The organism is Pseudomonas sp. NY5710, from assembly GCF_013305665.1.
In the GTDB taxonomy this organism is placed as follows: Bacteria; Pseudomonadota; Gammaproteobacteria; order Pseudomonadales; family Pseudomonadaceae; genus Aquipseudomonas; species Aquipseudomonas juntendi.
In genome coordinates, this window is sequence record NZ_CP045554.1 from 1,726,796 (window position 1) to 1,751,061 (window position 24,266).

General features: G+C 62.3%; 27 protein-coding genes. 19 read left to right on the forward strand and 8 right to left on the reverse strand.

Annotation, left to right across the window (positions count from 1 at the left end; all coding sequences use genetic code 11):
* The first annotated feature begins 151 nt into the window (after positions 1 to 151).
* The 13 genes from ccmA to GEV39_RS07915 all read left to right on the forward strand — a co-directional run bounded on the left by ccmA (position 152) and on the right by GEV39_RS07915 (position 9,968).
* A complete protein-coding gene (gene ccmA / locus GEV39_RS07855; RefSeq protein ID WP_173888086.1) occupies positions 152 to 784 on the forward strand; it encodes a cytochrome c biogenesis heme-transporting ATPase CcmA in 633 nt (210 codons plus the stop codon).
* Positions 781 to 1,449, forward strand: coding sequence for a heme exporter protein CcmB (gene ccmB / locus GEV39_RS07860; protein WP_173888088.1), 669 nt, complete (start codon positions 781 to 783; stop codon positions 1,447 to 1,449). The genes ccmA and ccmB overlap by 4 nt, the downstream gene beginning before the upstream one ends.
* 46 nt (positions 1,450 to 1,495) lie before the next feature.
* Positions 1,496 to 2,263, forward strand: coding sequence for a heme ABC transporter permease (locus GEV39_RS07865; RefSeq protein WP_173888090.1), 768 nt, complete (start codon positions 1,496 to 1,498; stop codon positions 2,261 to 2,263).
* On the forward strand, positions 2,260 to 2,436 hold the full coding sequence (ccmD, locus tag GEV39_RS07870) for a heme exporter protein CcmD (RefSeq protein ID WP_173888092.1): 177 nt from the start codon (positions 2,260 to 2,262) through the stop codon (positions 2,434 to 2,436). Before GEV39_RS07865 ends, ccmD begins: the two co-directional genes overlap by 4 nt.
* Complete coding sequence (gene ccmE / locus GEV39_RS07875; RefSeq protein ID WP_173888093.1) at positions 2,433 to 2,888, forward strand: cytochrome c maturation protein CcmE; 456 nt, start codon at positions 2,433 to 2,435, stop codon at positions 2,886 to 2,888. Before ccmD ends, ccmE begins: the two co-directional genes overlap by 4 nt.
* 11 nt (positions 2,889 to 2,899) lie before the next feature.
* Positions 2,900 to 4,873 carry a heme lyase CcmF/NrfE family subunit gene (locus GEV39_RS07880; protein WP_173891665.1) on the forward strand — a complete coding sequence of 658 codons (1,974 nt, stop codon included), beginning with the start codon at positions 2,900 to 2,902 and terminating at the stop codon, positions 4,871 to 4,873.
* Positions 4,870 to 5,406: a DsbE family thiol:disulfide interchange protein gene (locus GEV39_RS07885; RefSeq protein ID WP_009681936.1), complete on the forward strand. Its 537-nt coding sequence runs from the start codon at positions 4,870 to 4,872 to the stop codon at positions 5,404 to 5,406. The genes GEV39_RS07880 and GEV39_RS07885 overlap by 4 nt, the downstream gene beginning before the upstream one ends.
* On the forward strand, positions 5,403 to 5,879 hold the full coding sequence (locus GEV39_RS07890) for a cytochrome c-type biogenesis protein (RefSeq protein ID WP_054911365.1): 477 nt from the start codon (positions 5,403 to 5,405) through the stop codon (positions 5,877 to 5,879). The genes GEV39_RS07885 and GEV39_RS07890 overlap by 4 nt, the downstream gene beginning before the upstream one ends.
* Complete coding sequence (gene ccmI / locus GEV39_RS07895) at positions 5,872 to 7,068, forward strand: c-type cytochrome biogenesis protein CcmI (RefSeq protein ID WP_173888095.1); 1,197 nt, start codon at positions 5,872 to 5,874, stop codon at positions 7,066 to 7,068. The genes GEV39_RS07890 and ccmI overlap by 8 nt, the downstream gene beginning before the upstream one ends.
* 12 nt (positions 7,069 to 7,080) lie before the next feature.
* On the forward strand, positions 7,081 to 7,497 hold the full coding sequence (locus GEV39_RS07900) for a hypothetical protein (protein ID WP_173888097.1): 417 nt from the start codon (positions 7,081 to 7,083) through the stop codon (positions 7,495 to 7,497).
* A 121-nt stretch (positions 7,498 to 7,618) separates the two neighbouring features.
* The gene (locus GEV39_RS07905) at positions 7,619 to 8,557 is read left to right on the forward strand and encodes a 2-hydroxyacid dehydrogenase (protein WP_173888099.1); all 939 of its coding nucleotides are present in this window, start codon (positions 7,619 to 7,621) and stop codon (positions 8,555 to 8,557) included.
* 50 nt (positions 8,558 to 8,607) lie between these two features.
* Positions 8,608 to 9,396 (forward strand): PhzF family phenazine biosynthesis protein, encoded by a 789-nt coding sequence (locus GEV39_RS07910; RefSeq protein ID WP_054881302.1) that lies wholly within the window; start codon positions 8,608 to 8,610, stop codon positions 9,394 to 9,396.
* 164 nt (positions 9,397 to 9,560) lie between these two features.
* Positions 9,561 to 9,968 carry a GFA family protein gene (locus GEV39_RS07915; RefSeq protein WP_173891666.1) on the forward strand — a complete coding sequence of 136 codons (408 nt, stop codon included), beginning with the start codon at positions 9,561 to 9,563 and terminating at the stop codon, positions 9,966 to 9,968.
* Positions 9,969 to 10,033: 65 nt separating this feature from the next.
* Here the strand turns inward: GEV39_RS07915 and GEV39_RS07920 are convergent, their stop codons facing one another.
* Positions 10,034 to 10,864: a LysR substrate-binding domain-containing protein gene (locus tag GEV39_RS07920; protein WP_249414327.1), complete on the reverse strand. Its 831-nt coding sequence runs from the start codon at positions 10,862 to 10,864 to the stop codon at positions 10,034 to 10,036.
* A gap of 249 nt (positions 10,865 to 11,113) precedes the next feature.
* Between GEV39_RS07920 and GEV39_RS07925 the strand changes: the two genes are divergently transcribed.
* From GEV39_RS07925 to GEV39_RS07935, 3 genes are all read left to right on the forward strand, one after another.
* Complete coding sequence (locus tag GEV39_RS07925; RefSeq protein ID WP_173888101.1) at positions 11,114 to 12,055, forward strand: DMT family transporter; 942 nt, start codon at positions 11,114 to 11,116, stop codon at positions 12,053 to 12,055.
* Positions 12,056 to 12,094: 39 nt separating this feature from the next.
* Complete coding sequence (locus GEV39_RS07930) at positions 12,095 to 12,433, forward strand: FKBP-type peptidyl-prolyl cis-trans isomerase (RefSeq protein WP_173888103.1); 339 nt, start codon at positions 12,095 to 12,097, stop codon at positions 12,431 to 12,433.
* Between the two features lie 234 nt (positions 12,434 to 12,667).
* Entirely contained in the window at positions 12,668 to 13,330 is a 663-nt protein-coding gene (locus tag GEV39_RS07935) for a histidine phosphatase family protein (protein WP_173888105.1), read from the forward strand.
* 174 nt (positions 13,331 to 13,504) lie between these two features.
* On the opposite strand, the gene GEV39_RS07940 is transcribed toward GEV39_RS07935, so the two are convergent.
* The 3 genes from GEV39_RS07940 to GEV39_RS07950 form a co-directional block, all read right to left on the reverse strand.
* A complete protein-coding gene (locus GEV39_RS07940; protein WP_173888107.1) occupies positions 13,505 to 14,233 on the reverse strand; it encodes an aspartate/glutamate racemase family protein in 729 nt (242 codons plus the stop codon).
* 16 nt (positions 14,234 to 14,249) lie between these two features.
* On the reverse strand, positions 14,250 to 15,782 hold the full coding sequence (locus tag GEV39_RS07945) for an NCS1 family nucleobase:cation symporter-1 (protein ID WP_173888109.1): 1,533 nt from the start codon (positions 15,780 to 15,782) through the stop codon (positions 14,250 to 14,252).
* Between the two features lie 547 nt (positions 15,783 to 16,329).
* Positions 16,330 to 16,767, reverse strand: coding sequence for an Lrp/AsnC family transcriptional regulator (locus GEV39_RS07950; protein WP_043197208.1), 438 nt, complete (start codon positions 16,765 to 16,767; stop codon positions 16,330 to 16,332).
* 133 nt (positions 16,768 to 16,900) lie between these two features.
* On the opposite strand from GEV39_RS07950, the gene GEV39_RS07955 reads away from it, so the two are divergent.
* Together GEV39_RS07955 and GEV39_RS07960 are read left to right on the forward strand one after the other, a co-directional pair.
* Positions 16,901 to 17,797 carry a DMT family transporter gene (locus GEV39_RS07955; RefSeq protein WP_173888111.1) on the forward strand — a complete coding sequence of 299 codons (897 nt, stop codon included), beginning with the start codon at positions 16,901 to 16,903 and terminating at the stop codon, positions 17,795 to 17,797.
* Positions 17,798 to 17,882: 85 nt separating this feature from the next.
* A complete protein-coding gene (locus GEV39_RS07960; RefSeq protein ID WP_457253208.1) occupies positions 17,883 to 18,809 on the forward strand; it encodes a class I SAM-dependent methyltransferase in 927 nt (308 codons plus the stop codon).
* A 103-nt stretch (positions 18,810 to 18,912) separates the two neighbouring features.
* Here GEV39_RS07960 and GEV39_RS07965 read toward each other — a convergent pair.
* From GEV39_RS07965 to GEV39_RS07975, 3 genes are all read right to left on the reverse strand, one after another.
* Positions 18,913 to 20,273, reverse strand: a protein-coding gene (locus GEV39_RS07965) for an IS3 family transposase (protein WP_238706607.1) whose coding sequence is annotated in 2 segments (ribosomal slippage) — positions 18,913 to 19,805 and positions 19,805 to 20,273 — 1,362 coding nt in all. Because the reading frame shifts where the segments join, the coding sequence is not laid out codon by codon here.
* A gap of 101 nt (positions 20,274 to 20,374) precedes the next feature.
* The gene (locus GEV39_RS07970; protein ID WP_173888115.1) at positions 20,375 to 21,373 is read right to left on the reverse strand and encodes a sulfate ABC transporter substrate-binding protein; all 999 of its coding nucleotides are present in this window, start codon (positions 21,371 to 21,373) and stop codon (positions 20,375 to 20,377) included.
* Positions 21,374 to 21,587: 214 nt separating this feature from the next.
* Positions 21,588 to 22,409, reverse strand: a complete 822-nt coding sequence (locus GEV39_RS07975) for an ion transporter (protein ID WP_173888117.1) — start codon at positions 22,407 to 22,409, stop codon at positions 21,588 to 21,590.
* Positions 22,410 to 22,570: 161 nt separating this feature from the next.
* On the opposite strand from GEV39_RS07975, the gene GEV39_RS26495 reads away from it, so the two are divergent.
* Positions 22,571 to 23,338 carry an RHS repeat-associated core domain-containing protein gene (locus GEV39_RS26495; protein WP_457253206.1) on the forward strand — a complete coding sequence of 256 codons (768 nt, stop codon included), beginning with the start codon at positions 22,571 to 22,573 and terminating at the stop codon, positions 23,336 to 23,338.
* 16 nt (positions 23,339 to 23,354) lie between these two features.
* Here GEV39_RS26495 and GEV39_RS07985 read toward each other — a convergent pair whose 3' ends face one another.
* Positions 23,355 to 24,230 (reverse strand): urea transporter, encoded by an 876-nt coding sequence (locus GEV39_RS07985; protein WP_173888121.1) that lies wholly within the window; start codon positions 24,228 to 24,230, stop codon positions 23,355 to 23,357.
* Positions 24,231 to 24,266 lie beyond the last annotated feature (36 nt).

The following is a 24,266-nucleotide window of genomic DNA, read 5'->3' on the forward strand; positions in this document are numbered from 1 at the left end:
CAGCGCAGCGGCGCGTGCAATAATGCCGACCGCCTGTGGTTGCCAGTATAACGGCAGCGCACCGGGCGACTTGAGACACGAGGCTTCAGGTTGGCTCGCCTGCCAACCCGGCAACACCGGCCTGAGGCCCTCTACACGATAAGGCGAAACCGTGACCTTCCACCTCCAAGCCGCAGGCCTGGCCTGCGAGCGCGACTGGCGCCTGCTGTTCGAGCAGCTCGATTTCGAGCTGGGTGCGGGCGACATGCTGCAGATCAGTGGCCCCAACGGCAGTGGCAAGACCAGCCTGCTGCGCCTGTTGGCCGGGCTGATGCAGCCGACCGCCGGGCAGATTCTGCTGGGTGGCAAGCCGTTGGCTGAGCAGCGTCATGCCATGGCCAGCCTCCTGCTGTGGATTGGCCATGCCGCCGGCATCAAGGACCTGCTGACCGCCGAGGAAAACCTCACCTGGCTGTGCGCCCTGCATCAACCGGCCAGCCGCGACGCTATCTGGGCAGCACTGGCGGCGGTAGGCCTGCGCGGTTTCGAAGATGTGCCTTGCCACACCCTGTCGGCCGGCCAGCAGCGCCGCGTGGCCCTGGCCCGCTTGCACCTGGCCGGCCCGCCGCTGTGGATTCTCGATGAGCCGTTCACCGCCCTCGACAAGCAGGGCGTGGCGCAACTGGAAGCACACCTGGTGGCGCACTGCGAGCAGGGCGGCACCGTCGTGCTGACGACCCACCACACGCTGACGCGCAAGCCAGCCGGCTACCGTGAACTGAACCTGGGGCAATGGGCGGCATGAGCGTATTCAACCTGTTACTGCGCCGTGAAGCGCGCCTGTTGTTCCGGCGCCCGGCCGAGTTGGCCAACCCACTGGTGTTCTTCGCCATCGTCGTGGCCCTGTTCCCGCTCGCGGTCGGCCCTGAGAGCCAATTGTTGCAAACCTTGTCGCCGGGCTTGGTGTGGGTGGCCGCGTTGCTGGCGGTGCTGCTGTCCCTGGACGGCCTGTTCCGAAGTGATTTCGAGGACGGCTCGCTGGAGCAGTGGGTGCTGTCGCCGCACCCGCTGGCGCTGCTGGTGCTGGCCAAGGTGCTGGCGCACTGGATCTTTTCCGGGCTGGCGCTGGTATTGTTGGCGCCGCTGCTGGCCTTGATGCTGGGCTTGCCCGGCCACTGTCTGCCGGTGCTGCTCGCTTCACTGCTGCTGGGTACGCCGGTACTGAGCTTGCTGGGTGCGGTAGGCGCGGCGCTGACCGTTGGCCTCAAGCGCGGCGGTTTGTTACTGGCGTTGCTGATTTTGCCGTTGTATATCCCTGTATTGATCCTGGGCAGTGGTGCGTTGCAAGCGGCGTTGCAGAATATGCCGGCAACCGGCCACTTGCTCTGGCTCGCCAGCCTCACCGCCCTGGCCGTGACCCTGGCACCCTTTGCGATAGCGGCCGGGCTGAAGATCAGCGTCGGCGAATAACGAGTCCCGGGCTCTCAAGCCCGGCAAATACCCTGGATGTACCCTGATGAAAATAAGCTGGACGTGGTTCCACAAGCTGGGCTCCCCGAAATGGTTCTATGCCATCAGCGGCCGCATGCTGCCATGGCTGGCCACTGCCGCCGTGCTTCTGCTGCTGGTCGGCATCACCTGGGGCCTGGCCTTCGCCCCCCAGGACTACCAGCAAGGCAACAGCTTCCGCATCATCTATATCCACGTGCCGGCGGCGATGCTGGCGCAGTCCTGCTATGTGCTGCTGGCCGTGGCCGGGGTGGTGGGGCTGGTGTGGAAGATGAAGCTGGCCGATGTCGCCCTGCAATGTGCGGCCCCGATCGGCGCCTGGATGACCGCGGTGGCGCTGGTCACCGGTGCCATCTGGGGCAAGCCGACCTGGGGCAGTTGGTGGGTGTGGGATGCCCGACTTACGTCCATGCTTATCCTGCTGTTCCTGTACTTCGGCATTATTGCGCTGGGCCAGGCGATCAGTAATCGTGACAGCGCAGCCAAAGCCTGTGCTGTGCTGGCGATCGTCGGCGTGGTGAACATCCCGATCATCAAGTACTCGGTGCAGTGGTGGAACACCCTGCACCAGGGCGCCACCTTCACCCTCACCGAAAAACCGGCTATGCCGGCAGAAATGTGGCTGCCGCTGCTGTGCACGGCGCTGGGTTTCTACTGCTTCTTCGGCGCTGTGCTGCTGCTGCGCATGCGCCTGGAAGTGCTAAAGCGCGAGGCGCGCGCCAGTTGGGTCAAGGACGAAGTATTGAACAGCCTTGGGCGGAGGGCCGCACCATGAGCTTTGCCACCTTCGACGAATTCCTTGCCATGGGCCACCACGGCCTTTACGTGTGGTCGGCCTATGGCATCTGCCTGGTGGTGCTGGCGCTGAATGTCGCCGCGCCGCTGCTCGCTCGTCGTCGCTACCTGCAAGAAGAGGCGCGCCGTTTGCGCCGGGAGAACAACCAGTGAATCCGCAGCGCAAGAAACGCCTGTTGCTCATCGCCGGCCTGTTGGTCGGCGTCGGGGTTGCCGTCGGCTTTGCCTTGAGCGCACTGCAGCAGAACATCAACCTGTTTTATACCCCCACTCAAATTGCCAATGGCGACGCGCCGCTGGACACCCGTATCCGCGCGGGCGGCATGGTCGAGAAAGGCTCGGTGCAACGCTCGTCCGACTCGCTGGACGTACGCTTCGTGGTCACCGACTTCAACAAATCGGTGCCGATCACCTACCGCGGCATCCTGCCCGACCTGTTCCGCGAAGGGCAGGGCATCGTCGCCCTGGGCAAGCTCAATGACCAGGGCGTGGTGGTAGCCGATGAAGTGCTGGCCAAGCATGACGAGAAATACATGCCGCCCGAGGTTACCAAGGCCCTCAAGGAAAGCGGCCAGGCAGCCGCTGGCGGGGGGAGCAAGCCATGAACGCCGCACTGGTGATACCTGAACTGGGCCAGCTGGCGATGATCCTGGCCATCTGCTTTGCAGCTGTGCAGGCCAGCGTGCCGCTGCTTGGCGCCTGGCGCGGCGACAGCCTGTGGATGAGCCTGGCACGGCCTGCGGCCTGGGGGCAGTTCGCGTTCCTGGTGTTCGCCTTCGCCTGCCTGACCCACGCCTTCATGACCGACAACTTTTCGGTAGCCTACGTGGCCAGCAACTCCAACAGCGCCTTGCCGTGGTACTACAAGTTCAGCGCCGTGTGGGGCGCCCACGAAGGCTCTTTGCTGCTGTGGGCGCTGATTCTCGGTGGCTGGACCTTTGCCGTGTCGGTGTTCTCGCGGCAGTTGCCGCAGGTGATGCTGGCCCGCGTGCTGGCAGTGATGGGCATGATCAGCGTAGGTTTTTTGAGCTTCCTGATCATCACCTCCAACCCGTTCCAGCGCATGCTGCCGCAGGTGCCGACCGACGGCCGCGACCTCAACCCGCTGCTGCAGGACTTCGGCCTGATCGTGCACCCGCCAATGCTGTACATGGGCTACGTGGGCTTCTCGGTGGCCTTTGCCTTCGCCATCGCCGCCTTGCTCGGTGGCCGCCTGGATGCCGCCTGGGCGCGCTGGTCGCGGCCATGGACCATCGTCGCCTGGGCGTTTCTGGGGGTGGGCATTACCCTGGGCTCATGGTGGGCCTACTATGAACTGGGCTGGGGTGGCTGGTGGTTCTGGGACCCGGTGGAAAACGCCTCGTTCATGCCCTGGCTGGTGGGCACTGCGCTGATCCACTCGCTGGCGGTGACCGAAAAGCGCGGGGTGTTCAAGAGCTGGACCGTGCTCCTGGCGATTGCCGCGTTCTCGCTGAGCCTGCTGGGCACCTTCCTGGTGCGTTCCGGCGTGCTGACCTCGGTGCACGCGTTTGCCGCAGACCCGTCGCGGGGCATTTTCATCCTGATCTTCCTGCTGTTCGTGGTCGGGGGGTCGCTGACCTTGTTCGCCCTGCGCGCGCCGGTGGTCAAAAGCCAGGTGGGCTTTGCCCTGTGGTCGCGGGAAACACTGCTGCTGGCCAATAACCTGGTGCTGGTGGTGGCGGCATCCATGATCCTGCTCGGCACCCTTTACCCCCTGGTGCTCGATGCCCTTACCGGGGCCAAGTTGTCGGTGGGCCCACCGTATTTCAATGCGTTGTTCCTGCCGTTGATGGCGCTGCTGATGGTGGTGTTGAGCATTGGCGTGGTGGTGCGCTGGAAGGACACCCCGGGCAAATGGCTGGTGAGCATGATGAGCCCGGTGCTGGTGGGCAGCGCCATCCTTGCACCGCTGGCCGGCCTGATCGTCGATGACTTCGACTGGCCGACGCTGACTGCCTTCGCCCTGGCTGCCTGGGTGGTGCTCGGCGGGCTGCGTGACATCCTCGACAAGACGCGCCACAAGGGGCTGGTCAAGGGCCTGCCGGGGCTGGGCTGCAGTTACTGGGGCATGCAGCTGGCGCACCTGGGCCTGGCGGTGTGCGCGCTGGGCGTGGTGTTGTCGAGCAACAACAGCGCCGAACGCGACCTGCGCATGGCGCCGGGCGAGAGCGTCGAGTTGGGCGGCTACCACTTCCTGTTCGAAGGTGCCAAGCACTTCGAAGGGCCCAACTTCATCTCGGACAAAGGCACGATCGTGGTCAGCCGCGATGGCCGGGCTGTGACAACCCTGCACCCGGAAAAACGCCTGTACACCGTGCAGCAGTCGATGATGACCGAAGCCGGCATTGATGCCGGCTTCACCCGCGACCTGTACGTGGCCCTCGGCGAGCCGCTGGAGAACGGCGCCTGGGCGGTGCGCGTGCATATCAAGCCTTATGTCCGCTGGATCTGGCTGGGCGGTCTGTTGACTGGCCTGGGCGGGTTGCTGGCGGCCCTCGACCGGCGCTACCGCGTCAAGGTCAAGACCCGGGTGCGTGAAGCCCTGGGCGTGTCTGGAGCAGATGCATGAAGCGTTGGATCATGGTAGTGCCCCTGGCAGTGTTCCTGCTGGTGGCGGTGTTTCTCTACAAGGGCCTGTTCCTCAAGCCCGACGAGCTGCCCTCGGCAATGATCGGCAAAGCGTTCCCGGCGTTTTCCCTGGCCTCGACCCAGGGCGACCGTACCCTGACCGAGGCTGACCTGCACGGCCGCCCGGCACTGGTCAACGTGTGGGCCACCTGGTGCCCGTCGTGCAAGGTGGAGCACCCGTACCTGAACCAGCTGGCGCAGCAGGGCGTGGTGATTCACGGGGTCAACTACAAGGACGACAACGCCGCAGCGCGCAAATGGCTGGCCGATTTCCACAACCCCTACCAGCTGGACATCCGTGACGAGCAGGGCAGCCTGGGCCTGGACCTGGGGGTGTACGGCGCGCCGGAAACATTCCTGATCGATGCCAAGGGCATCATCCGCTACAAGCATGTGGGCATCGTCGATGCCACGGTGTGGCGTGAGCAGCTGGCGCCGCTGTACCAGGGCCTGGTCGACGAGGCCAAACCATGAGGCGTTGGCTGGCAGCGGTGCTGCTGGGCATGAGCCTGGCCAGCGTGGCCAAGGCGGCCATCGATACCTACCAGTTCCGCGACGAGGCAGAGCGCCAGCGTTACCAGGCGTTGACCAGGGAACTGCGCTGCCCGAAGTGCCAGAACCAGGACATTGCCGACTCCAACGCCCCCATCGCTGCCGACCTGCGCCGGGAGATCTTCCGCATGCTGGGCGAGGGCAAGAGCAACCAGCAGATCGTGGACTTCATGGTCGACCGCTATGGCGATTTCGTGCGCTACAAGCCGGCGCTCAGTGGCCGCACCTGGCTGCTGTGGTTCGGCCCAGGGCTGCTGCTGGCGGGCGGGTTCGTGGTGTTGGCGCTGATCGTGCGCCGGCGCCGTGGCAGTGCCACGCCAGGCACCGATGCATTGTCTGCTGAAGAACGCGAGCGTCTCGCCAAACTGCTGGAAAAAGAACCGACCCATGATTGAATTCTGGCTTAGCGCGGGCCTGTTGTTGCTCGCTGCCCTCAGCTTCCTGCTGATTCCGATCCTGCGTGGCCGTCGTCGCCAACAGGAAGAAGACCGTACCGCCCTGAATGTGGCCCTGTATCAGGAGCGGGTCGCCGAACTGGCTGCGCAGCAGGCTGCCGGGGTACTGGACGCAGCGCAGTTGGCCCAGGGCCGCGACGAAGCCGCCCGTGAGCTGCTGGCCGACACCGAGGGCGCTGACGCCCCGCGCCAAGGCCACCTGGGCAAGGCATTCCCCCTGCTGGCCGCGGTGTTGGTGCCGGTGCTGGCGTTGGGGTTGTACCTGCATTTCGGCGCAGCCGACAAGGTGGCCCTGACCCAGGAGTTTGCCCAGGCGCCGAAGTCGATGGAGGAAATGACCACGCGCCTGGAGCGTGTGGTACAAGCCCAGCCAGACTCGGCCGAAGCCGTGTACTTCCTCGGCCGTGCCTACATGGCCGAGCAGCGCCCGGCAGATGCTGCGCGTACCTTTGAACGTGCCGTGGCCCTGGCCGGGCGTCAGCCAGAGCTGCTGGGGCAGTGGGCGCAAGCCCTGTATTTTGCTGCTGACAAACAGTGGAGCCCACAGCTGCAGGCCCTCACGGACGAAGCCTTGAAGGGCGACCCCAACGAAGTTACCAGCCTGGGGCTGCGCGGTATTGCCGCTTTCGAAGACGAGCGTTACCAGCAAGCCATCGATTACTGGCAGCGTTTGCTGGCGCAGCTGCCCGAGGGCGATGCATCGCGCGCGGCATTGCAAGGCGGCATCGACCGCGCTGCCGAGCGCCTGGGCAGCTCGCCGGCGCGGGCGAACGAACCCGCGCCGGTCGCGGCGCGCCTGAAGGTGCGGGTGGAACTGGCGGCGACGTTGCGGGACAAGGTCAAGCCGGACGACACCGTGTTTATCTTTGCCCGCGCCAGCAATGGCCCACCGATGCCGTTGGCGGCCAAGCGGGTGACAGTGGCGCAGTTGCCGATCGAGGTGGAGTTGTCTGATGCGGACGCGATGATGCCGCAGATGAAACTGTCCGATTTTGCCGAAGTCCAACTGATGGCACGTGTGTCGCGTGCTGGGCAGCCGACCCAAGGTGAGTGGATCGGCCAAGGTGCACCCCTGTCCAGCGCGACCCAGGCCACCCAACACTTGACCATCGACAGCCCCGATCCGTAAGAGAGCAATGCCATGCACAGCGCCGTCCGCCTGACCCTGATTACCCTGGCCCTGGGTTTGTCTGCGTGTACGACGCAGCAGCCCTACGAGCACCCCGAGCCGCCGATAGAGCGGGTGCCGCCCCAGGGGCCGGTGGTCAAGCCATTGCCCGGCGGCCAGCCTTCTACCCAGCCAGGCAAGCCGGCGGCCATTCCCAAGCCGATGCCGCGCACCTCGGCCAGCTTCGCGCCACCGCCGGGTGGTGCCAGCCACTGGGATCCGAAACTGGGCGTCTATGTGCTGGATAAACAACCCAACACGTTCTACCGGCAGCGGACCTACTACCGCTTCGACAATGGTTGGAGCTGGTCACTAGGCCCGAATGGCCCTTGGCAGGAAACCGACAGCAGCGGGGTGCCAGGTGGGTTGGGGCGTGCATTCGCGCAATAGCGAGCTTGCCAGGCCCTACCCACTGCCAGGGGTACCCGTACAGTACAGTTCGAACGGTAATTAGCCATTGACTGTACTGTAGCGTAAGTCCGCATAATGCCCCTTCGTGAACGGAGGTGGCATGCACAAGACAGTCTTGGTACTCGTGGAAACCGTCGATGATTACCTGCCCTTGCTGGAGCAGGCCGGTTACCGCCTTATTCGTGCCCCGTCACCCCAACAGCGGGCTGATGCCATCCAGCGCCACGCCAATCAAATCGACGCCGTGCTCACCCGCGGCCCATTAGGCCTGACCGCTGTCGAAATAGATGCATTGCCCAACCTGCAGATCATCTGCGTCATCGGTGCCGGCTATGAACAAGTCGACCTGGCCGCCGCCGCCGCACGCGGCATTACCGTCACCAACGGCGCCGGGGCCAATGCTGCTGCCGTTGCCGATCACACCCTGGCCCTGCTGCTGGCCCTGCTGCGCGACATCCCCCGCGGCGATGCCAGCACTCGCCGCGGCGAGTGGAACCGGGTGATCAGCCCTTCGGTAAGCGGTAAGCGCCTGGGCATTCTCGGCCTCGGCGCCGTAGGTCTGGCCATCGCCAAACGCGCCCACCTCGGCTTCGACATGCCCGTCAGCTACCACAGCCGCACCCTGCGCCAGGGTGTGCCCTACACCTGGTATGACAGCCCACAACACCTGGCCGATGCCGTGGATATCCTGGTCGTGGCCACCCCCGGTGGTGCCAGTACCCGGCATCTGGTCGATGCCCGGGTGCTGGAGGCGCTGGGCGCCGAGGGCTATCTGGTGAATATCGCCCGGGCCAGCGTGGTCGACACCCAGGCGCTGGTTGCCGCACTGCAACGTGGCCAACTGGCCGGCGCCGCGCTGGATGTGTTCGACGACGAGCCGGCCGTGCCCGATGCCTTGAAAACCCTGGCCAACACCGTGCTAACGCCCCATGTAGCCGGCCAGTCACCCGAGGCGGCGCGCGACACGGTGACCCTGGTGCTGCGCAACCTGCAGGCGTTTTTTGCCGGTGAGCCGGTATTGACGCCTATACGCCCGTAACCCTATTCAGACATCTGCCTGGCAGCGCCCAGGCAACAAGGAGCGTGTGCATGCAACTCGAAATTTTCCAGGTCGATGCCTTTTCCGCTGAGCCGTTCGGCGGCAACCCGGCAGCTGTGATTCCCCTGCAAAGCTGGCTGCCGGACGATGTACTGCAACGCATTGCCGAAGAGAACAACCTGTCGGAAACCGCCTACTTCGTGCGCAATGGCGAAACCTACGACCTGCGTTGGTTCACCCCGGCCGTGGAAGTCGACCTGTGCGGCCACGCCACCTTGGCCTCGGCCTACGTGCTGTTCGAACAACTGGGCGAGCAGGCGCAGGTGCTGCGTTTCAATACCCGCAGTGGCGAACTGCGCGTCAGCCGCGGTGCGGACGGCCTGTTGGCCATGGACTTCCCGGCCAAGCAACCGCTCGCCGAGGACATGCCGCAGGGGCTGCTGCAAGCGCTGGGCCTGAGCCAGGCGCAGGCGCTGTACCGCAGTGACGACTATGTGGTGGTGATCGATGACGCATTGCTGCTCGATACCCTGAAGCCAGACTTCGTTGCACTGTCGGCCTTCGATGTGCGCGGCATTGCGGTGACTGCTGCAGGACGTGGTTTTGATTTCGTCACCCGCTGGTTCGGCCCCAACGTGGGTGTGAACGAAGACCCGGTGACGGGTTCGGCGCATACCTCGCTCGCGCCAGTGTGGGCCGAGCGGCTGGGCAAGCAGGTGCTGGCGTGCGAGCAGGGCGGGGCGCGCAAAGGGCAGTTGCTGTGTGAAGTGCCGGGTAATGGCCGGGTGATCATCAGCGGGCGGGCGGCGTTGTACCTGCGCGGAACTGTCTATATTTAACAGGCTGACACCGTCTGCCTGTAGAAGCGGCCTTGTGTCGCGATCGGGCCGCAACGCGGCCCCTCGATTTTCGCGTTGATGCGTCAATCCGGGGGCTGCTTTGCAGCCCGATCGCGACACAAGGCCGCTCTTACATGGCCCAACCCCTGTTCAAGGAGCCAGCCATGGCCCTGGAAAAACACGGCACCTGCCTGTGCGGCGCCACCCGGCTTACCGTCACCGTCGACAATACCCACATCAGCGCCTGCCATTGCAGCATGTGCCGCAAGTGGACCGGTGGCCCGCTGCTGGTGGTTGATTGCAGCAAGCCCCCGCTGATCGAGGGGCGTGCACCCAGCGTTTATGACTCGTCGGACTGGGCACAGCGTGCTTTTTGCGGCCAGTGCGGCACGCACTTGTACTACCGGCTCAAGGCCAACGACTTCCATGCCATACCGGTCGGCCTGCTCGAGGGCGACCAGGACTGGGATTTCAACATGCAGATTTTCGTCGAAGAGAAACCCGCCTGGTACTGCTTCGCCAACCAGACCAAGGAACTGACCGGCCAGGAAGTCTTCGAGCAGAACAGCTGATTCAGGCCTGCGCCAGCAGCCACTCGGCAAACACCTGGGCGGCGGGCGAGGGCAGGGTCTGGCGGTCATGCACCAAGTAGTCGGCACTGGCCGGTGCGGACCTCGAAATCGCACACCTGGCGGATCAGGCCGCTGTTGATACGGTCACGGGCCATGGACTTCCGGCCAAGGCCCACGCCCATGCCTTGCATCACCGCGTCGAACACCAGGTTCACCTGGTTGAAGGTGGGTGCGTCGGCCGGTGCCTGGTAGCGCAGGCCAAAGTGGGCGAACCAGTCATGCCAGCCCAGGCAGTTCCAGGGCGAGGCATCGAGCTGGATCAGCGGCAGCGCCTGCAGCGCCGTCAGGCTGTCGACCTGGCGCAGGTCCCAGTTGTTGCTGGCAATCGGGTAGATCAATTCGTCGAACAGCTTGCTGGCCTGCAGCGAGCGCCAGCGGCCATGCCCGTAGAGAATACCGAAGTCGTAGTCGGCCACCAGGCTCTCGTTGATGTCATTGCTGGCGTGGATGTTCACGGTCAGCCCGGGGTGTTGTTCGTTGAAGCGCAGCAGGCGCGGGAACAGCCAGTATTGCGCCACGGCGTGGGTGCAGATGACGCTGACATGGCGGCTGCCGTGGCCGCTTTTAAGGCGCTGGACGTTGGCCAGCAGCTTGTCCAGCATCGGCTCGACAAAACCATGAAAGTGCTCGCCGGCAGTGGTCAGCGCAATGCCCCGGGCGCGGCGTTCGAACAGCTGCGTGCCGAGCTGGTCTTCGAGCAGGCGAATCTGCTTGGACACTGCGCTCTGGGTCAGGTACAGCTCGCCGGCGGCGCGGGTGAAGCTGCCCGTGCTGGCCACTGCCTCGAAGGCGATCAGGGTATCAAGCGGGGGCAGGTGGCGGCTGCAGCGGCTCATGGTCGATTCCGGGCAACGGGTTGGCTGCACCGGCCCTATCGCCGGCAAGCCAGCTCCCACAGGGACCGCACAATGCTCAGGCCTGCGCGATACCTGTGGGAGCCGGCTTGCCGGCGATAGGGCCAGTATTGCCAGCATCATAATCAGCGCTGAGCCATTCCTCCAGGGAATGCCACCATGCAAATTGATCTTTTGCCCGATACCCCGCGCACAGGTAGCCTGCGCTCATCTTCAAACAGGAGCAGACACGTGAAACGCGGTGTGGTGTACGCCGGCATGGCCGGTGCGTTATGGGGCATGGTGCTGATGGTTCCCGAACTGTTGCCCGAGTTCAACCCGATGCTGCTGAGCAGCGTGCGCTACCTGATGGTGGGCGTGATCTCACTGTTGCTGGCCTTGCCCATGGCCCGCCAGCTGCGCCAGCTGACCGCGAGCGATGCATGGATGCTGCTGCGCCTGGCAGTGATCGGCAACCTGGTGTACTTCGTGTTCCTGGTTGCAGCGATCCAGCGCCTGGGCGTGGCCCCGGCTTCGCTGATCGTCGGCGTGCTGCCGCTGACCATCACCTTGTACGGGCGTAATGACAGTGGCGCAGTGCCTTTGGCGCGGCTGGTCGGCCCGCTGGCGCTGATCCTTGCCGGCATGCTGTGCATCAACCTGGAAACCTTCGCCTTCGCCCCCGGCGACATCGGCGACAAACTGATGGGCCTGCTTTACGCGCTGGCAGCGTTGGCCTGCTGGACCTGGTACGCCGTGCAGAACAGCCGCTACCTGAAGCAGTGCGGGCATTTTGACAGCCACCAATGGTCGGTGCTGTGTGGGGTCATGACAGGTCTGGCCAGCCTGCTGATGGTCGCCGGCCTGGCGGTGTGGCAGCCGCAGCAACTGCAGGTAGAAGCGCCGATGTCGCGCTGGTGGCTGTTCTGGGCGGCCAGCCTGGGCTGCGCGGTGCTCGGTTCGTGGTTGGCCATGGCTTTGTGGAATGCCGCGTCCAAACGCTTGCCGTTGACCTTGAGTGGGCAACTGATTGTGTTCGAGACCCTGTTCGCGTTGTTGTACGCCTTTCTCTGGCGGCAGACCGGGCCAAGCCTGCTGGAAGCGGCGGCGATCGTGCTGGTGATGGGCGGTGTGCTGTGGTCGATGCGCCAGCACGAAACACCACGCGCGCTTGCCAAACCGGTGCATTCCTGAGAAAAGGGCGGCTTTGTTTTCAAGCGTTGGAGTATGCCTGTGAGCCAAGAACTGCAGATCATTGAACTGGTCGAGGGGGACGGCAAAGCCGCCGTCAAAGGCGCCCTGATCACTACCCAGTACACCGGCTGGCTGGCCGATGGCAGTGAGTTCGATTCGTCCTGGTCGCGCGGCAAGCCGTTCCAGTGCGTGATCGGCAGCGGCCGGGTGATCAAAGGCTGGGACCAGGGCCTGATGGGCATGCGCGTGGGCGGCAAACGCAAGCTGCTGGTACCGGCGCACCTGGGCTATGGCGAGCGCAGTGTGGGGGCGATTCCGCCGAATTCGGACCTGACCTTCGAGATCGAGTTGCTGGAAGTGCTGACGCGGGATGATTGAGCGGCTGCAGTGCAACCGCAGGTTCTTGCACCGTACACAATTGCGCAACACCCATGCCGTAACTTAGGCCTTGCCTAGGGAACGGCATCCACCTCCAGGGAGGAACCAAACGGGTTCAGGGCACTCTGACCCTCACTCGTTGCCAAGGATGGCCTTCACTACTGATAGCGTCCCGCAATTGCCGGGGCGATGTGGCGGGTAACCCGATTTTCTCTGCCACACGAGCCTGCCTTGATGAAGTTGCCAACATTCTTCCGCCGTCACCGTCACCTGCTGCTGAGCCTGGTGCTTACAGCTGTCGCCGTACCGCTGGCGCTGGAGGCTGTCGAAAGCCGCGCGCAACCGGTGGATGGCACCCAGACGCTGGTGTTCCTGCGCCATGCCGAGAAACCGGGCGAGGGCTTGGGCCAGTTAAACTGCCAGGGCCTCAACCGTGCGCTGGACCTGGCCACGCTGCTGCCCGAGCGCTTCGGCAAGGCGGACTTCGTGTTTGCCGCCAACCCTTCGCGGCATGTCGAGGAAGGCAGCATGGACGAAAGCTATAGCTATATCCGCCCGCTGATGACCATTACCCCCAGCGCCATCCGCCTCGGTCTGCCGGTGAACATCGACTACGGCGCCAACGACACCGATGAGCTGGCCGATGAGTTGCTGAGCGACAAATACCGCAACGCGACAGTATACACCGCCTGGTCCCACGGCTACCTGCCGGAACTGATCAATACCGTGGCCGGCAAGGCCCTGGGTGATGACCGGGTGATTACCGAGGACTGGCGTGGCGATGACTTTGACACCCTTTACGTACTGACCCTCACCTGGCATGACGGCAAGGCCACCCTGCTCAGCCGTAACGTGCGCCAGGGTTTGAATGACGGAGCGCATAGCTGCCCGACATGAGGGTTTTAGTGCTTGGCTATGGCAGTGCAGCGGTTGGCCCGGGTGATGTGTTGGCCTGTGCCGGCCTCTTCGCGGGCACGCCCGCTCCCACAGGGACCCCACAGCCTTAAGGCTTGTGGTTAGCCGGTGGGAGCGGGCGTGCCCGCGAAGAGGCCGGTACTGGCAACTAAAGGACTAGCGGCCGAACCGCATCGGCCAACCCACCACCTTCTTCACCCGCGGCGTGGCATAGGTGCGCACCTTGGAGGTACTCAACCCCATGCGCACCAGCGACTCGGCAATGGTCACCGCCGCACTCACCCCATCCACCACCGGCACCCCCGTGCGCTGGCGAATCTGCTCGTCCAGCCCGGCCATGCCGCCGCAACCCAGGCAGATCACCTCGGCCTTGTCGTCACGCACGGCGCGTTCGGCCTGCTCGACAATCGCTTCCACGGCCCGCTGCGGGTCGGCTTCCAGTTCCAGTACCGCCAGCCCGCTGGCCCGCACGGAGGCGCAGCGGTCATACAGGCCCGACAGTTTCAGGCGGTCTTCGATCAGCGGCACGGTACGGTCCAGGGTGGTCACCACCGAGTAGGCATGGCCCAGGTACATGGCCGTGCTGGCGGCGGCATCGGTAATGTCCACCACCGGCACGTTGAGCAGTTCCTGCAGACCTTCGCGGCCATGTTCGCCGTAACCGGCCTGGATCACGGCGTCGTACGGGCCATCGTAGGCCAGCACGCGGTCCATCACCGCGATGGCGGCTAGGTAGCTTTCGAAATTGCCTTCCACCGACTCGGCGCCAAACCATGGGGTAAGGCCGATGATTTCAGTGCCGGGCGCGGCGACCGCACGGGCCTGCTCGGCAATGGCGTCGGTGATGGCTTCGGTGGTGTTGACGTTGGCGATCAGAATACGCATGGGCAGTCCTCCCTGATTAATGGCAGCTGTGGTCGACGGCAATGCACTCGCCGCTGACGTCGTGGTATTGGCGGTTGCGTGGTGCGATCAGCAGGTAGATGGCGGCGGCGATGCCGGCACCGATCAGCCAGGAGAACGGTGCGATGCCATGGAAGTTCGGCACCAGGGCCAGGACAATGGCTAGCAGTGCGGCGGGTACGAAGGCGGCCACGGCGCGCAGGTTGATGCCCTTGCAGTAGTGGTAGGCGCCGGTCGGGTGTTCGGTGTACAGCTCCGGCACGTTGATGCAGCCTTTGCGCAGCAACCAGTAGTCGGACATGATCACCCCGTACAGCGGGCCTAGCAGGGCGCCCAGGCCAGAGAGGAAATACACGATCACCAGCGGGCTGTTGTACAGGTTCCACGGCAGGATCAGCACGGCGACGGTGGCGCTGATCAACCCGGCGCGGCGGAAGTTGAGGTGGCGCGGGGCGAGGTTGCTGAGCACGAACGCCGGGGCGACGAAGTTGGCCATGATGTTCACCGCCACGGTGACGATCAGGAAGGCGAGGCAGCCGAGTACCAGGAACATTGTGCTGGGAATAGCGGCGACGATCTGCGTCGGGCTGTCGATGATCTGGCCATTGATCTGGAACTGCGCGCCGCACAGCACCACGGTGATCACCGCGAACACCAGGATGTTCACCGGCAGGCCCCAGAAGTTGCCTACGCGTATGGTCTTGCGGCACGGCGAGGAGCGGGCAAAGTCACAGAAGTTGAGCACCAGGGTGCCGTAGATCGCCAGCCACAGGGCACCGCCAGCAAAGATGTTGCGCCACATCTCATAACCGCTCAGCGGCTCGGCCACCGACCAGGCGATGCGCGCGTCGGCCCTGAAGTACATGAACACGGCCAGCGCAGCCACGGTCAGCAGGATGACCGGGCCGGCAAAGCCTTCGTAGCGGCGCACCATCTCCATGCCGTAGGCAAGGATCACCAGCTGCACCAGCCAGATCGCCACGAAACACACCCAGCCCAGGCTCGACAGCCCGAGGATGCTGTCGTGGTCGTAGCTGGCCAGTTGCGGCCACACGGCGGTGAGCAGCACACGCAGCACCACCGAGGCCAGGTAGGTCTGGATACCGAACCAGGCAATGGCGATGACCGCGCGGATCAGCGCCGGAATCTGCGCGCCGTGGATGCCGAAGGCGATGCGGCTGATGACCGGGAACGGTACCCCTGTTTTCTGCCCCATGTAGCCGGACAGGTTCATGAAGAAGTACACCAGCGCCGCGCCGATCGCCAGCGACAGCAGGATTTGCCAGCCACCCAGGCCGAGGGCGAATAAGCCCATGGCGAACGAATAGTTGGCGATATTGTGCACATCGTTTGTCCACAACGCGAAGATGCTGTAGCCACCCCAGCGGCGGCCTTCGGTGCGCGTCGGGGCGAGGTCGCGGTTATGCAGGCGTGGGCTCAGCGCCAGTTCCGGCTGGCTGCCGGCAAGTGTGGAAGCGGGGTGGGTGCTGGCGACGGATTGTTCAGGGGCAAGGTCGAGGCTGCTACTCATTCCGGCGGCTCCTGATGCACAGTGACTGCGATGAGCGGGCATGCGCACGGGCTCGCCATCTCGTCGGTGCAGCGTTGGCATCACAGGGTTCTGGGCGCGGCGGCCAACATTGGGTCGGCGTCGCGGGTTCTTGTGTATTTATGTTTTGTTTGAGTTGTATACAAAACACGAACACACAAAAGCCATTTTTGTGCCAAGGAAAAGTCAACTTTAGACGGGGAAGTTTTTGGTATTTGTCTTGTTGAAAGATAAGTTTATGAAATTATGGAGCTATAAGTTGACCAGATGAGCAGGTTTAATTTTCAAGACCGCAACTTAGTTGATCGAATGGTCAAAATTTGTTGTGAGGTGGGTGTAACGTATTGGGGCGTTACCTTGAAAAAGTGCACACAAAAATGGCACTTAAGGTGACATTCCTGTGTACAAAAAACAGTCAACTTTTTCTGCGCCGGCCCTTTCGCGGGCACGCCCGCTCCCACAATGAGTTCCAGCAATCTCGAAACCTTTGGGAGCAGGCATGCCCGCGAGAGGGCCGCACAGGAAAAAATCAATCCATCGGCGGCAACCGCCGCTTCACCGGGCTCTTCTTGATGATTGCGGTGTTGGTCTCGGCCAGCACATTGATGCGGTCGAGCAGGGTGTCCAGTTGCTCCATCGAGCGCACATGCAGCCGGGCGATGAAGCAATCCTCGCCAGTAACCTTGTCGCACTCGGTGAACTCGGGGATGGCAATGATTTGCCGCTCCACTTCCTGTAACTGCCCCGGCAGCGGGCGAATGCGCACGATGGCCTGCAACTGGTAACCAAAGGCGCGCGGGTCGACCTCCACGGTGTAACCGCGCAGCACGCCGCGTTCCTCCAGCCGGCGCAGGCGCTCGCTGACGCTGGGCGCGGACAGCCCGCTGACCTGCGCCAAGGCCTTGAGCGAGCGGCGCGAGTCCTCCATCAGTGCATTGATCAGTAATTGGTCGATGGCATCGGTCATGTTTTTCTCGTCAGGTAATTCTGGTGATTTGCCTTGATAGTAAAGGCAAGACCGCAAACCGGCCTTCGTTATCCGCTGGATGGCCCACCGCTAACCTTTGCATACTGTTGCCATCGTCAACGGGAGGTATGAGATGGACAGTTCATTGCGCCGTGGCTCGCTGGAAATGGTCGCTGCCATGCTGATTTCCGGGACCATCGGCTGGTTCGTGCTGGTGTCTGGCCAGCCGGTGCTTGAGGTGGTGTTCTGGCGCTGCGTGTTCGGCGCCGTGACCCTGTTGGTGATCTGCGCCGCGTTCGGCTTTTTGCGGCCGGGGGTGATCAGCCGCACGGCGGTCCTGTTGGCGATTGCCAGTGGTGTGGCCATTGTCGGCAACTGGGTGCTGTTGTTTGCTTCGTATTCACGGGCGTCGATCGCCATCGGCACGGCGGTGTACAACGTGCAGCCGTTCATGCTGGTGGGGCTGGCGGCGCTGTTTCTGGGCGAGAAGATCACGTTGGCCAAGGTCACCTGGCTGAGTGTGGCGTTTCTCGGCATGCTGGCCATCGTGAGTGCACATGGTGCAGGGCAGGGGACTGGTGAAGACTATCTGCTGGGCATTGCGCTGGCACTGGGCGCGGCGTTCTTGTATGCGATTGCGGCATTGATCATCAAGCGGCTGAAAGGCACACCCCCGCATTTGATAGCGCTGATCCAGGTCATGACCGGGGTGCTACTACTGGCGCCGTGGGTCAAGCTTGGTGGATTGCCGGGTGAGGTGCCAGCATTGGCCAGCCTGGTGACCCTGGGCATTGTCCATACCGGTGTGATGTACGTGCTGCTGTACAGCGCCATCCAGCGCTTGCCCACAGCGTTCACCGGTGCGTTGTCATTCATCTACCCGGTTGCGGCGATTCTGGTGGATTGGGTGGCGTTCGGACACCGGTTGGCCCCGCTGCAGTGGCTGGGAGTAGGGTTGATCCTGCTGGCTGCGGCGGGTATGCAGCAGGGGTGGTGGTTCCGACCTACGCGATTTGCAGTCAAGCATTGAGCTGACCTTGCTGGCCTCTTCGCGGGTTTACCCGCGAAGAGGCCAGCAAGGTAGAATGCCGCTCTTTGCCAGCTTGCGACCCACCATGACTTCGCCAATCCACACCCTCGAGCAACACCTGCTCGCCGCCCTCGACCCTGCCCCGCAGGAAACCCGCCGCCTGTTCCACGGCCGTGGCCGCTGCTGGGCGGGCCTGGAGCAAGTCACCGTCGACTGGCTGCAAGGTGTGTTATCGGTCGCATTGTTCCGCGAGATGCCTGAAGGCCAACTGGCCGAGCTGGAGGCCATGCTGCGTGCCGTTGCCGAGCGCCCGCAATGGTCCGGCCAGGCCATCCTCATACAGCACCGCTACCTGCCCGACAGCCCCGGCCAGTGGCTGATGGGCGAGCCGTGCCAGCAGCGCGAGGTGATAGAGGACGGCCTTACCTACCTGTTGGACCTGGGCGTGCGACAGAACAACGGCCTGTTCCTTGACATGCGCTACGGCCGGCGCTGGGTGCGTGAGCAGGCGGCGGGCAAGCGCGTGCTGAACCTGTTCGCCTACACCTGTGGCTTTTCGGTGGCAGCAATTGCCGGCGGTGCCGAGCAGGTGGTGAACCTCGACATGGCCAAGTCGGCGTTGTCGCGGGGCCGGGACAACCATCGCTTGAATGACCACGATGCGTCGCGGGTGGCGTATCTGGGGCATGAGTTGTTCAAGTCATGGGGCAAGGTGCGCAAGTACGGGCCTTACGACCTGATCATCATCGACCCGCCTACCTTCCAGCGTGGCAGCTTTGTGTTGACCCAGGATTACGCGAAGATCCTGCGGCGACTGCCGGAGTTGCTGAATGCGGGGGGAACGGTCCTGGCGTGTGTCAACGACCCGGGTATCGGGCCGGAATTCCTGATCGATGGGATGGCCGAGCAGGCGCCTTCTTTGGCGTTTGTCGAGCGGCTGGAGAACCCACCGGAATTTCCCGATGTGGACCCGGCGGGGGGGCTGAAGGCGTTGGTGTTCCGCCAGGCTTGATGTCGCCTGGTCCGGCCCCCTCGCGGGCAAGCCCGCTCCCACAGGATTATCGTAGGCCTGGGTTTTGCACGATTCTGGACTGCCCCCAATAAGTTGGACAGTTTCAGCTAGCAGCCCCTGCAGCATGAGCCCTGTATTTCACAGGGCTCATGCCATTGAGCTTTAGCTTGATGCGGTCATGGTTGTAGTAGTGGATGTACTCATCCAGACCGGATTTCAGTTCTTCAACGCTCTTGAAGCGCTGCGGGTAGAAAAATTCGGACTTAAGCGTACCAAAAAAGCTCTCCATAGCCGCATTATCCAAGCAGTTTCCTTTGCGTGACATGCTCTGCTTCACCCCTTGCTCGGCCAGTTTGTGGCGGTACTGCGAGTGTTGGTAGTGCCAGCCTTGATCCGAGTGGAGTACCAGTTTCGGCTTGTTTCCCAGGCGCTTGAAGGCCTTGCCCAGCATGTTGGTAACCAGCCCAAGGCATGGCCTGCTGGCCACTTCGTAGGCCACAATTTCGGCGTTGTACAAGTCCATCACGGGGGAGAGGTAGACTTTTTCCTGAGCCACTTTGAACTCGGTCACATCGGTCACCCACTTCTGATTCGGGCGCTGGGCGATAAAGTTTCGCTCCAGCAGGTTGGGCGCGATGGTGCCGACGACTCCCTTGTACGACCGATATTTTTTCGGCCGCACGAGTGAGCGAAGATCAAGCTCGATCATCAAACGCTCCACCACTTTTTTGTTAACCAAGGTCCCGCCATTGCGGATCACGATCGCAACGCGCCGGTAACCGTAAAGCCCTTTTTCCTCGTGATAGACACGCTGAATCATCTGCTTCAGAGCAGCATGCTTATCAGGTTTGGCCTGCGCTTGAAGCTGGTAATAGAACGTACTGCGCGGCAGATCCGCCAACTCCAGAACAGCGGCCAAGGGAAACCTGTCCTTGAGCGCAGACACGATCAGGGTTTTTTGGGCTGCCTTCGCTCCTGCTTCTTCAACTCTTCCAGCTTTTTTAGGTAAGCGTTCTCCATGCGCAGCCATTCAAGCTCAGCCAGCAACTGGTCGCGGCTTTTATCGGTGTCATCAGAGGTTGTGGGTTTGATGGGGTAAGGCTTTTTCGACATGGCAGCAGGTTTTCTTCTCTTGGGAGCAGGCGAAGCCGGACTTCCACTGTAGTACTGCCGCGCCCAAATGCCTATCTGCGAAGACTGACCAAGACCAAAATGGGCGGCGGTCTGGCGCAAGGAAAGCTGATGCTTGTGCATGTACTCAAGGACTGAGCGCTTGTAGGTCGCACTGTACCGCTGGCCTGGTTTACGCAGACTGAACTGGCCATGTTTCTGGAAGCTGGAGACCCAGCGCCGCAGCAGGCTGAAGTCCACTGCAAGTCGCTGGGCTACTTTTCGGAAACCTTCACCACCCTCCAGGTAGGCATGAACGGCTGTAAGCTTGAATTGGTCTGAGTACTTGCTCATATGGACACCCCAAGAAATTGGATTGGTGTCCAACTTCTTGGGGGCAGTCCAACGTGTGGGAGCGGGCGTGCCCGCGAAGGGGCCGGGCCTGCCTAAATCAATTACTGACCGGTATAGATCTGGTCAAATACCCCACCATCATTGAAGTGGGTCTTCTGCACGGTGCGCCAGTCACCAAAGGTTTTCTCCACCGACAGGAAGTCCACCTTCGGGAACCGGTCGGTGTACTTCGCCAGCACCGTCGCATCGCGTGGACGCAGGTAGTTCTGTGCGGCAATTTCCTGGGCCGCTGGCGACCACAGGTACTTCAGGTATTCCTCGGCCACGGCCTGGGTGCCTTTCCTGGCCACCACCTTGTCGACCACGCTAACCGGAGGTTCGGCTTCGGCCGACACGCTCGGGTAAACCACTTCGAACTGGTCGCGGCCGAACTCGCGGGCGATCATTTCGGCTTCGTTCTCGAAGGTTACCAGCACATCACCAATCTGGTTGGTCATGAAGGTGGTGGTGGCAGCACGGCCACCGGTATCCAGCACCGGGGCCTGTTTGAACAGCTTGCCGACGAAGTCACGGGCCTTGGCCTCGTCACCGCCCTGCTTGAGTACATAACCCCATGCCGACAGGTAGGTGTAACGGCCGTTACCCGAAGTCTTCGGGTTGGGCACGATCACCTGCACACCGTCCTTGAGCAGGTCGGGCCAATCTTTCAGGGCTTTCGGGTTGCCCTTGCGCACGATGAACACGGTGGCCGAGGTGAACGGCGCGCTGTTGTTCGGCAGGCGGCTCACCCAGTTGTCCGGCACCAGCTTGCCGTTGTCGGCCAGGGCGTTGATGTCGGTGGCCATGTTCATGGTAATGACGTCGGCCGGCAGCCCGTCGATCACTGCCCGTGCCTGCTTGCTCGAGCCGCCGAAGGACATTTGCACGTTGACCTTCTCTTTGTGCTCGGCTTCCCAGTGTTTCTGGAAGGCCGGGTTGTAGTCCTTGTAGAAGTCGCGCATCACGTCGTAGGAAACGTTGAGCAGGGTCGGGGCGGCCTGGGCGATGTTGCCCAAGGCCAGGCCTGCGGCGAGCAGCGAGGCGGTGAAGAGTCTTTTCACGTTGCTTCCTTGTACTTGGCGGTAATCGAGGCAGATTGCCAGCGACTATAGCGGTTGGATTTGTGCGGGTTAAAGAACAAAAAATGCTTTGGTTATGCTTCTGCTTCTGCCTGTGCCGGCCTCTTCGCGGGTAAACCCGCTCCTACGGGACCGCGCACGGCCCGGGCCTGTTGTAGGAGCGGGTTCACCCGCGAAGAGGCCGGCGCAGGCGCTGTCACGCTTTGGGGAATAACCCATTCCCGCACCGCGAGCAGAACGCCGCGCTTTGTTCATGGGTCTTTTTCTTGCAGACCGGGCAATCATGCTGCAGCTGCTCACCCCGCATGGCGTTGGCCAGCTCTGCAGTAAAGATCCCGGTAGGCACGGCAATGATCGAATAACCGATGATCATCACCATCGACGAAATCACCTGACCCAAGGGCGTCTTCGGCACGATGTCGCCAAAGCCCACGGTGGTCAGGGTGACGATCGCCCAGTAGATGCCCTTGGGAATGCTGGTGAAACCGTGCTCCGGCCCTTCGATCACATACATCAGCGTGCCGAAGACCGTGACCAAGGTCGATACCGTGACCAGAAACACGATGATCTTCTGCTTGCTACCGCGCAGCGCGTCGATCAGGTAATGGGCCTGCTTGAGGTAGGGGCTGAGCTTGAGCACGCGGAAGATCCGCAGCATGCGGATGACGCGGACGATCAGCAGGTATTGGGCGTCGCTGTAATAAAGCGCGATGATCCCCGGCACGATCGCCAGTAAATCGACCAGCCCATAGAAACTGAAGGCATAGCGCAGCGGCTTGGGCGAGCAGTACAGGCGGGTGAGGTACTCGGCCAGGAAGATCGCGGTAAAGCCCCATTCGATACCGGCCAGCAGGCCGGCGTAGCCCTGGTGCACCTCGTCGATGCTGTCAAGGATTACCGTGACCAGGCTGGCGAGGATGATCAGCAGGAGGATTTTGTCGAAGCGCCGGCCGGCTACGGTGTCGGTCTGGAAGACCATGATGTAGAGGCGTTCGCGGAGGGATTGCGTGGTGGACATGCGGAGGCTTTTCCGATGGTGTGAGTGTCAAGCCTAGAGGGTCTGTGTCAGTGCATGCAAGGTCAAGAAAATCGGAGCCAACCTAGTAGAAATGTCAGTTTCGATTTTTAGGGATGCGATACAACATTAAACGAGTGAGTTGCACCGTCTTGGAGGCATGTATGGACAATGGGGTGAGCCGGACTCGAAGTTTACCAGAACCGTTTGCATATTCGGTCTATGGCACATTGCGTGCTGGCGCGCGTAGCGATCGATTGGGTTACAACGGCTATCTACTGGATGGTGTTGTGCAAGGTTATTTGCTGGGAAATGGGAGGAGGCTGTTCAGCCCGGTACTGATGCGCTTTTTAAGTCCGGACATATACAGCCCATTTGAGAAAGGAGGGATTAATGCCTATGCATATTGTGGAGGAGACCCGGTCAATTTCAGCGATCCCCAAGGCACTACCCGATTGCTCAAGAATTCGCCCGCTTTTGAACCAGTATTCAAGAAAATAAACGGCACTAATCTGCGGGTGCAAGGTTTTGCTTATGACCAAACAGCAATTAAAGGCAGCCGTATCAAGTTATTCAGAGCGAAATCAGTAAATGGACAGGTCTCGGATCGGCCTGACCCTGCTGTAAATATCAGCGGAAGATTCTATGTAAGTGCTGATCGAGACCTATTCATTAGCGAGCACCTTGTACCTTCTAAGGGTATTGGAATGGTGCCATTTGGATCCTTAGATGAGGGGTTCACGCGTCAGGGGTTCACCCTTATGAACGTCAATCCGACCCACGTGATTATCGAGAATGGGAGACCTAAATATGATGCCAATACGATCATCATTAGTGAATCAGGCATGACTGATTACTCTACGAGGGATCTGGCCATGCCTGGGCTGGCAACTGCAATCCGTAAGGGGCGAAAGCGTGATAGCCCCTCGTGAACAAGCAGCGTTGAGTTTAGCTGTGGAGCCCTTCGCTATTCCGTCGTTCGCCTAACTGCTTGAGATGGCTGCCCAAGTGCATCAACCAGCAGGCAGCGACGAAGGGCGCAGTCAGGCCGGGCAACGGCAACAGCTTGAACAACGGTTGCAGCAGCAAGGCCAGGGCGATGGCAAGCAGCGTCACCCAGGGTTTTTCACCCTGCCGGCTGAAGGCTAGTGCCGCCAGTGCGGCGTTGAAACCGTACAACCCCAGCCACGCTGCTTGCTCCTGATCGGTGACCAACGCTACACCGCCACCGATAGCCGAGCCGATCACCGCCCACATCGCAGCATAGGGGTTGGCAATAAACATCCCGACGATGATCAGCAACCCGGCCAGCGGCTGGTCGAGCAGGAAGATCTGCCCCACGCCACGCGCCAGGGCGTACGCAAGATCTACTTCGATGAAGGTGCTGGGTACGGGGCTGGCAAACAGCAGGGTAACCCAGCCGAGCAGCACGAACGGTGCGGTGTAGGCAACCAGCAGCTTGCCGCCGCGCTTGCGCCATTGGTGGGTGATGATGCTCGAAAGGCCGCCAGCGGCAATGATCAAGGGCGGCAGGATGGCCGACCAGGGCAGCACGGCGCTGATCAGGATGCCGATGAGTACGCCGTTGTAGCAGTACAGCCCGGCCTGGCGGTCGGCACGGTCGTAGCCGCGGCGCTGGGCTGTGAGCAGGCCGGCGAGGGCGCCGAGCAGGGCGCCGCCGACCAGGTCGGGCGCAGTCAGCAGGATGGCCAGCAGGCAGCACAGGCCGCACAGGGGGTTGCGCAGCAGCAGCACCTGGCTGAAGCCGTTGAGTAACGCCGTGGCCCAGTCGGGGCACGGGTTGACGAAATGTTTGCTGTACATGGGGCAGTCAGTGAAGTGGATGGAGAGCGGTGGGTC